This window comes from Sulfitobacter sp. 15WGC (assembly GCF_005068605.1).
Classification (GTDB): domain Bacteria; phylum Pseudomonadota; class Alphaproteobacteria; order Rhodobacterales; family Rhodobacteraceae; genus Sulfitobacter; species Sulfitobacter faviae.
In genome coordinates this window covers 205,276-212,573 of sequence record NZ_SZNL01000006.1, presented here as the reverse complement: position 1 = coordinate 212,573, position 7,298 = coordinate 205,276, and the positions used below count along the sequence as shown (strand labels likewise).

Here is a 7,298-nt window from a genome sequence, read left to right as displayed (position 1 = left end):
CGCGGACGCTTTCAGGCGAATTGATAATAGCGCCAACCTTCATAAGGAGTTGCACCAGCCGATCGGTGACATTTTGTGCGGAAAGTTGTCCGCCGACAGCTTCTCCGGGCAGAAGATCGATTGTTTAAAAGCGTTCGTTGAAACTCTGGAGGCAGATATAGCCGCTGAGACGCAGACATCGATCCACTTCGACGAATGCTGCATGTCAGGTGCTTGGGAGGAGACTCACGTTAGCAATCGTGGTCACGCAATTTACCGGCTCCAATGCGCTTTGGCTAAATTGGCAAACAGCATTTCGGACGTCATAAATCTGAGAAAGGCTGAAATATTGCGCGGCGAATTACTTAAGTAACTGGTTCGGCCGGGGTTCTCCTGGCCGAACCACTTTGCAGCAAGAGGTCTGGCAAGTAGCACACCGCTGAGAGACCGAGCGGTTTCTCCAAGGGGAAATGCGCTTCATAATCCGCGTTTTCCAGTTGTATGACGGGACAAGCGTGTTCAAGACGAACATTCACCCTACCCTACCACCCGGTCAAACCATTCAGGACTATAGATTTGCATCGCCAACACTTTAGCGATCATGTTGGCGATGTGACCATGGCGTCTTATGGTGCGCACGAAAACGAAGTTGGCAAACAGCCATGCACGATGTCAAAAACAATATCGGATGAACTGTTTACTCCCGGCATTACCCACATCGAGATCCGATGTTGGGATTGCGGACATACGGTGACCCGCAGGCCCAGCGAGCTGCCTGAGGGCATTACCCAGCACGAATTCGAGCGCCGGTCTGTCTGCAAGTGCGGCACAGGCTGGCCGCAGGTGGCGCGGTTTCCTCGAAAGAAATCGACATCGATGTGATAAGCATACCTGAGGGAGACAACATGAAACCAAAGGTGCCCAGATTCTCATTCCAAGAACGCGCAGCGGAGAAAGCCGCCGCGCGCGAACGCGATGAAGAACTACTTCGCTCTGGTCGGGTTTCACACGCTGATATGGCGCGCGCTAACGGCGGTTTCGTCCGAGGGGCGCGTTACAAAGGCCCAGCAAAGCGCATTCAGGCACTCGCTGCGTCCCAGCCGTCAGATGACGACAGCGCCTGACCTGTGGTGACATGACGATGAAGAGGAAGAGGAAGAGGCCGAGCTTAATACGCTCTGTCATGCCCGGCAGTGCGAAATGCCGTTCGAGGTCGATATCCATAAGATCTGAAGGATCACCGGCACGAGGGTTGTCAATTCTCTACTGCGCCAACTTGGTCCAGCCCTTAAAATTTCGTGGTGCAACTCGTGACCGGCCTCGTGGACTCGACGCTATGTCTAACCAAGGCTGGAGGTCGGCTTGGCGGGACCTTCCGGACCTTCGCTGCACTTGCATGATCTCCGCCGCATCTGCGAGGACTTTAATAATGGGCGGAGAGCCGCCGTTCGTCGCAAAACGCGCGAACGGCAGCTCTGCGGACAAAGCTGAGACAAGCATTTTTGCTTCAGTTGACCATTTCCGCCCTGCGAACTCTTGCTAAGCGCAAGATGCTGCGCCCGACCTTCAGGTAAACATCTTGGCCAACATCACTATGGCCATGCCCATCATCATCAGATTTTCGGACAGGCTCACAAATCCGAGAGGCACGTTCGAATTGCCGCCAACGCAGGCGCATTTTAACTCACGCTTGTCGATGTAGACGGCCTTAAACACGCTTACTGCGCCAACCGTGGCTATGAAGAGTGCGGCTGGGGCGGCAATTGAGGTTAGCAACATCCCGGTCATCAGCACGCCCGCCCCGGTTTCAACCCATGGATAAACGTAGGCATATGGCACCCATTTGCGTGCCAGCAGGTCGTAGTTGAGGAACATCGTCGTGAAGCTTTCAATATCACGCAGCTTCTGCATTCCCAATAGGATCATCGAGACTGAAATGAACCAACCGAGCGTCTGCCACGTGATCGCGCCGAGAAAGCCGATGGACAGAGCAAGCGCTGTCGCCGCAGCCACGGCAAAGAGATAGATCACGGGATTGTAGGTGGTCGACGCAGGGTCGTAGTCGGTAAGTTCTTGGCGCAGGGCGTCATAGCCGCCAATGCGCTTCCCTTCGATCCAGACTTGCGGGGTCGTGGGAACATCGTATTGCGCCTTGAACGCGTCGACTTCGGACCGCGCGCGGAACAGGCGGTCATCGACCTCGTAGCCCTTGCGCTCCAAAAGCCATCGCGCCTTCTGCCCTGACGGGCACAGGTGGTTTGGCAGGGCCATGCGGTAGAGCACGGCGGTTTTCCCTGTCGCGGATGCGGCTGGGTCAGCTGTTACGTCTGCGACATCGCGGGTGTCACATGGCATGATATGCTCCTTTATCTTAGGGTTTGGTGCGGGGCGTGCCAGGCGCTGCATCCCCGTTGGCTTCGATGTCTTCGATATATAGCTTCATCTCTTCGATCTCGCTGCGCTGTGCCTCGATGATCGCGTCGGCCAACTCGCGCACGCGCGGATCGGACAGGTTTGCGCGTTCGCTGGTCAGGATCGCGATTGAATGGTGCGGGATCATGGCTTTCATCCAAGCGGTGTCGCCTACCGTATCTTCGACCGGACCAAGTAGACGCCGGCCGCAAAGGCGATGGCAGCCCCAGTGAAGATCGCAAAATTCGTCTTTCGATTGGAATACATGCCGAGCATGAAGGCGAGCATGATGATTGCCATTACCCCGCCCATATAGAGCGCCATCCACATCCGCGTCTGCGAGAAGAAGACATGGTCAAGGGCATAAGTGTTAAGATACATCAGGCCATACATCACGACCGTCGAGGTGCCGATCATCGCAAAGAACCGGCCATAGCCGCTGCTTGTGCTATCGTCGTGCTTATTCTTTGAATCCATTGTATTGCCCTCCTAAATTGCCAATGTGTGCCATCGTTTTATACCCATATGGGGTATATTATCCGATCGGCAACAAATCCCGAATGGAGCGACGCCTCATGAAGGCTAACAAGGAAAAGACGCTGGATCGCCTGGCGCGGCTCGAAGGACAAGTGCGCGGCATCGCGAAAATGGTTGAGGCCGACCGCTACTGCATGGACATCTTAGCACAGACTGCGGCAATCCGATCCGCCGTTCTGGGGGTCGAAAAGCTTGTGCTGGAGAACCACGCTCAGCATTGCGTCGAGGCTGCGATTGCCAGCGGCGACCCGGAAGAACAACGCGCCAAGTTTGACGAGTTGATTGGTCTTTTGCAAAAGGCGTCGAAGTAGGCGTTTCGGACCGAATGCCCATCGCGCTCTGGCACCGTAGCCAGCGCCTCTGACCTCTTCTCTGGGTCGGAACGCCAATCCGCCGCCCCGCACTTTAGGCCGGTTTCCGCCAGAAAACCGCAATCCTTCCAGCGCTGGACGCGTTGACAGGCTCTGCGACTTACGACACTGCTAACACCTATGCGTGCTCTGGAAGACATATCCAACCTCTGTCGCGTCCTTCTCGGCGTGGTTTTGGCCTGTGGTCTGTTGCTGCTGCCGCCCTCGTCGGTTCATGCCGAAAGCGGGATGCATGACAGCGCGCAGGCGGCGCATCACGCGGGTCATCAGATGACCACAGAGTCCGAACTGCATCCGGACGCAGCGGCCATGCCCGACCAAACAGAAATATCTGACAGTTTCGAAGGCGAGCCTTGCTGTGGTGGAATTTGCCTGACGGGAGCGCTGACCTCCTCGCAGGACGCCAAAATGACGGCTGTGCGATCCGTTGAATACACCAGCGTGTCCCATTCTGTCGCCTCTGGCCAACCCGCTGGTCAATTGCGTCCGCCTCGAGCCTGAGTTGATCCCGGCCGACTAACGGCCTTTGCATCCGCGGCGTCTGGCTGCGGGTAAGATCACCTTATTCTCAGGCAAAAAACCAATGAAATTACCACTGATTGCAGGGGCGATGTCCCTGACCCTTGGGGCTTGCGCCACGACGCTCCCCCCATTTCCAGACGTCACTGCCGCCTATGTGCAGCAGCCCACGCCTCTGCCCGAAGTCGCCGCGATGACCGCCGCCGACAACAGCACGCGCGGCAGTGCCACGACCGCCGAAGAGCAACCCTTTGCAGGCTACCGGCGTCGCGGCGTGGTGGAGCCGCTCGATTGGCGACGGTTGAACGCTGAACAGGCACCTATGCAAGGGATGGATATGCAGGGGATGAACCACTGATGCGTTGGAAATTGAAAACCGCCGCCGTCATTACACCACTGATCTTGGGCGCCTGCACGGCAACGGACCTGCCGGTGAGTTTCTCGGCCCGTGATGCTGGCTTTGCCACCGTGGAGGCACGCACCTCCAAGGCCATCGGCAAGCGCACCGTCTGGGCGCAGTCGCAGGCCGAGACCGTCGCGGCCTCCAAACAGGTCCGCGCCATGGTGCAGGGTAAAACGATCAGTGCCGAAACCGCTGTGCAGGTCGCGCTTTTGAACAACAAGGGGCTTCAGGCGTCCTATGCGCAGATCGGCCTCTCGGCGGCCGAAGCATGGCAGCAGTCCACGCCAGAAAACCCCGTCGTCTCCATCGGCTTGCTGGGCATCGGCGCGCCCGAGGTCGGGCTTTACCGTGCCTTGGAAAGCATGATCGCCGTGAACCTGCTGGACGCTCGCACCCGCAAACAGCGCATCGCCGCTGCCGAGGCGGAATTCCAGCACGCGCAGATGCAGGCGGTGAGCGACACGCTGGCACTGGCCAATGAAACGCGCGAGGCATGGATCAACGCGGTCGCCGCCTTTGAGGCGGTGGGCTACCTTAAACGTGCTGCCGTCACCACCGATGCGGCGGCGGAACTGGCGCAGCAGCTGGGCAAGACCGGCGCGCTCAACAAGGCCGCACAGGCCCGCGAGCAGGCGTTCAATGCCGAGATGGCCGGACAGCTGGCGCAGGCGCGGCTGGATGCGCAATTGGCCAAGGAACAGCTGACCCGGCTCATGGGGCTCTGGGGGCAGGACGTGGCCTATTATGTGCCCGATGCTCTGCCCCGCGTGCCCAATACGGTCAGCAGCCACAAGGGCATCGAACGGCTGGCGCTCGCCAATCGTGTTGATTTGGAAGTCGCCCGGCTGGGGTTGGCAGCAACGGCCAAGGCCTATGGTCTGACCGATGCCACCCGCACCCTGACCGACCTCGAAGTCATCGCTGGTGCCGAGGTCGAGCGTGAGGAAGAGGACGGGGAAGTCGAGACCAGTATCTCACCTCAGGTCGAGTTCGAGTTCGTCATCCCAATTTTCGACAGCGGCAAGGCGCGAATGCGCAAGGCCGAGCTTAGCTATCTTCAAGCCGCCAATGTGCTGGCCGAACGGGCGGTGAACGTCCGCTCCGAAGCCCGGGCGGCGGCCACGGCCTACCGCTCAAGCCACCAGATCGCACGGCACTACTCAGACGTGGTGCTGCCTTTGCGCCGCACCATCGATGAAGAGGCTCTGCTCAGCAACAACGGCATGATCACCAGCACCTTCGATCTGTTGAACGACGCCCGCGAAAAGATCGGAAGCCAGCTTGAGGCAGCCAATGCCAAGCGTGAGTTCTGGCTGGCCTCTGCCGGTCTGACCGCCGCGATCTACGGCGGTGGCAGCGGCGGCGGCGGTGCCGGCGGAGAGACACAGATCGCCGCCAGTGGCGGCGCAGGACATTGAGACAAGGAAGCAACCAAATGATTAACAGACGTCAACTGCTGGGGGCCGGCGCTGCGGGTGCAACGCTCGTGTCCTCCAAAGCATGGGGCCAGACCATGAATATGGGCCTGCCCGAGGCCGCCGAGATGGATTCGGCCCTCACCCAAGCGCCGACCCGTCCCACCAGTGGGCCGGACTATAACCCCGTGGTCACGCTCAACGGCTGGACCCTGCCGCACCGGATGAACAATGGCGTGAAGGAATTTCACCTCGTTGCCGAGCCGGTCGAGCGTGAACTTGCTGATGGTATGGTCGCGCGCCTCTGGGGCTACAACGGTCAGTCCACCGGTCCGACCATCGAAGCCGTCGAGGGCGACCGGGTGCGCATCTATGTTACCAACCGCCTGCCGGAACATACGACGGTGCATTGGCACGGGCTGATCCTGCCCTCGGGCATGGACGGTGTCGGCGGGCTGAGCCATCCGGGCATCCCGCCGGGCAAGACATTTATCTACGAGTTCGACCTGACCAAATCCGGCACCTTCATGTATCACCCGCATGGGGATGAGATGGTGCAGATGGCGATGGGCATGATGGGCATGTTCGTGGTCCATCCCAATGACCCCGATTTCATGCGCGTTGATCGGGATTTCCTGATTATGCTGAACGCTTTCGACATCGATCCGGGCAGCTACATCCCGAAAATCATGACGATGACGGATTTTAACCTCTGGACATGGAACAGCCGCATCTTCCCGGACATTGACCCCCTGGTCGTCAACCATGGCGACAAGGTTCGCGTGCGCGTCGGCAATCTCACGATGACCAACCACCCGATCCACATGCATGGCTATGACTTCAAGGTCACCTGCACGGATGGCGGCTGGGTGCCGGAATCGGCGCAGTGGCCCGAGGTCTCCATCGACATTCCCGTCGGCGCCATGCGCGCCTATGAGTTCGTGGCCGAGCATCTGGGCGACTGGGCGATCCACTGTCACAAGTCGCACCACACGATGAACGCTATGGGCCACGACGTGCCCACGCTGATCGGCACCAACAGTTCCAACATGACACGTCAGGTCCGCCGCGTGCAGCCTGAGTTCATGCCCATGGGCACGGCGGGCATGGCGGATATGGGCGAAATGTCGATGCCGCTGCCCGACAACACCGTGCCGATGATGGCCGGCTGGGGGCCGCATGGACCCCTTGAAATGGGCGGCATGTTTTCGGTCGTGAAGGTGCGCGAAGGCGTCGACGCGGACGACTACGAAGATCCCGGCTGGTATGAAAACCCTCCGGGCACCGAGGCGTATGAATGGACCGGGGAACTGCCGGACTTCGCGCAGAACCACAGCCCGAAAACCCAGATCACGCCGAAACCAACCTCCAAGGGCTAAGCGGCTCTTGGACTATAATCACCTCTAAAACCATACAGGAAACACCATGAACAAATTTCTTCTCTCAACCGCCCTCAGCCTTCTCATCACCTCCCCGGCCTTTGCCGCAGGCACCCATGGCGGCGGTCACGCCGATGACGGCCATGGCGACATGCACAAGGAAATGGCCGCAGGCATGCCCGGCAAGGCCGAGGCGGTTGACCGCACGATCGAGGTGACCATGCGCGAAACCGACGACGGCGAGATGATCTTTGAACCCGCCGAGTTCGACATCAAAAAAGGC

Annotated in this window: 8 protein-coding genes and 1 pseudogene; 6 read left to right on the top strand and 3 right to left on the bottom strand. The window is 59.2% G+C overall.

Features of this window, described 5'->3' with window-relative positions; translation table 11 throughout:
• Positions 1-352 (top strand): hypothetical protein (locus tag FCK22_RS19075; RefSeq protein ID WP_211243561.1); only part of this gene is annotated, 352 nt, incomplete at its 5' end.
• A 1,193-nt stretch (positions 353-1,545) separates the two neighbouring features.
• Here FCK22_RS19075 and FCK22_RS07410 read toward each other — a convergent pair.
• Genes FCK22_RS07410 through FCK22_RS19250 form a run of 3 tightly spaced genes read right to left on the bottom strand, consistent with a single transcriptional unit; the run spans position 1,546 to position 2,868 of the window.
• The gene (locus FCK22_RS07410; RefSeq protein WP_136720348.1) at positions 1,546-2,334 is read right to left on the bottom strand and encodes a MauE/DoxX family redox-associated membrane protein; all 789 of its coding nucleotides are present in this window, start codon (positions 2,332-2,334) and stop codon (positions 1,546-1,548) included.
• 16 nt (positions 2,335-2,350) lie between these two features.
• The gene (locus FCK22_RS19255; protein WP_248646453.1) at positions 2,351-2,539 is read right to left on the bottom strand and encodes a DUF305 domain-containing protein; all 189 of its coding nucleotides are present in this window, start codon (positions 2,537-2,539) and stop codon (positions 2,351-2,353) included.
• A gap of 23 nt (positions 2,540-2,562) precedes the next feature.
• Positions 2,563-2,868 (bottom strand): hypothetical protein, encoded by a 306-nt coding sequence (locus FCK22_RS19250; RefSeq protein WP_248646451.1) that lies wholly within the window; start codon positions 2,866-2,868, stop codon positions 2,563-2,565.
• 98 nt (positions 2,869-2,966) lie between these two features.
• Between FCK22_RS19250 and FCK22_RS07400 the strand changes: the two genes are divergently transcribed.
• The 5 genes and pseudogenes from FCK22_RS07400 to FCK22_RS07380 form a co-directional block, all read left to right on the top strand.
• Positions 2,967-3,239: a metal-sensitive transcriptional regulator gene (locus FCK22_RS07400; protein ID WP_093928486.1), complete on the top strand. Its 273-nt coding sequence runs from the start codon at positions 2,967-2,969 to the stop codon at positions 3,237-3,239.
• A gap of 643 nt (positions 3,240-3,882) precedes the next feature.
• Positions 3,883-4,176: a hypothetical protein gene (locus tag FCK22_RS07395; protein ID WP_136720347.1), complete on the top strand. Its 294-nt coding sequence runs from the start codon at positions 3,883-3,885 to the stop codon at positions 4,174-4,176.
• Entirely contained in the window at positions 4,176-5,639 is a 1,464-nt protein-coding gene (locus FCK22_RS07390; protein WP_136720346.1) for a TolC family protein, read from the top strand. The genes FCK22_RS07395 and FCK22_RS07390 overlap by 1 nt, the downstream gene beginning before the upstream one ends.
• A gap of 17 nt (positions 5,640-5,656) precedes the next feature.
• Positions 5,657-7,015 (top strand): copper oxidase, encoded by a 1,359-nt coding sequence (locus FCK22_RS07385; RefSeq protein ID WP_136720345.1) that lies wholly within the window; start codon positions 5,657-5,659, stop codon positions 7,013-7,015.
• A gap of 46 nt (positions 7,016-7,061) precedes the next feature.
• Positions 7,062-7,298: pseudogene (locus tag FCK22_RS07380) on the top strand (cupredoxin); the annotation flags it as partial.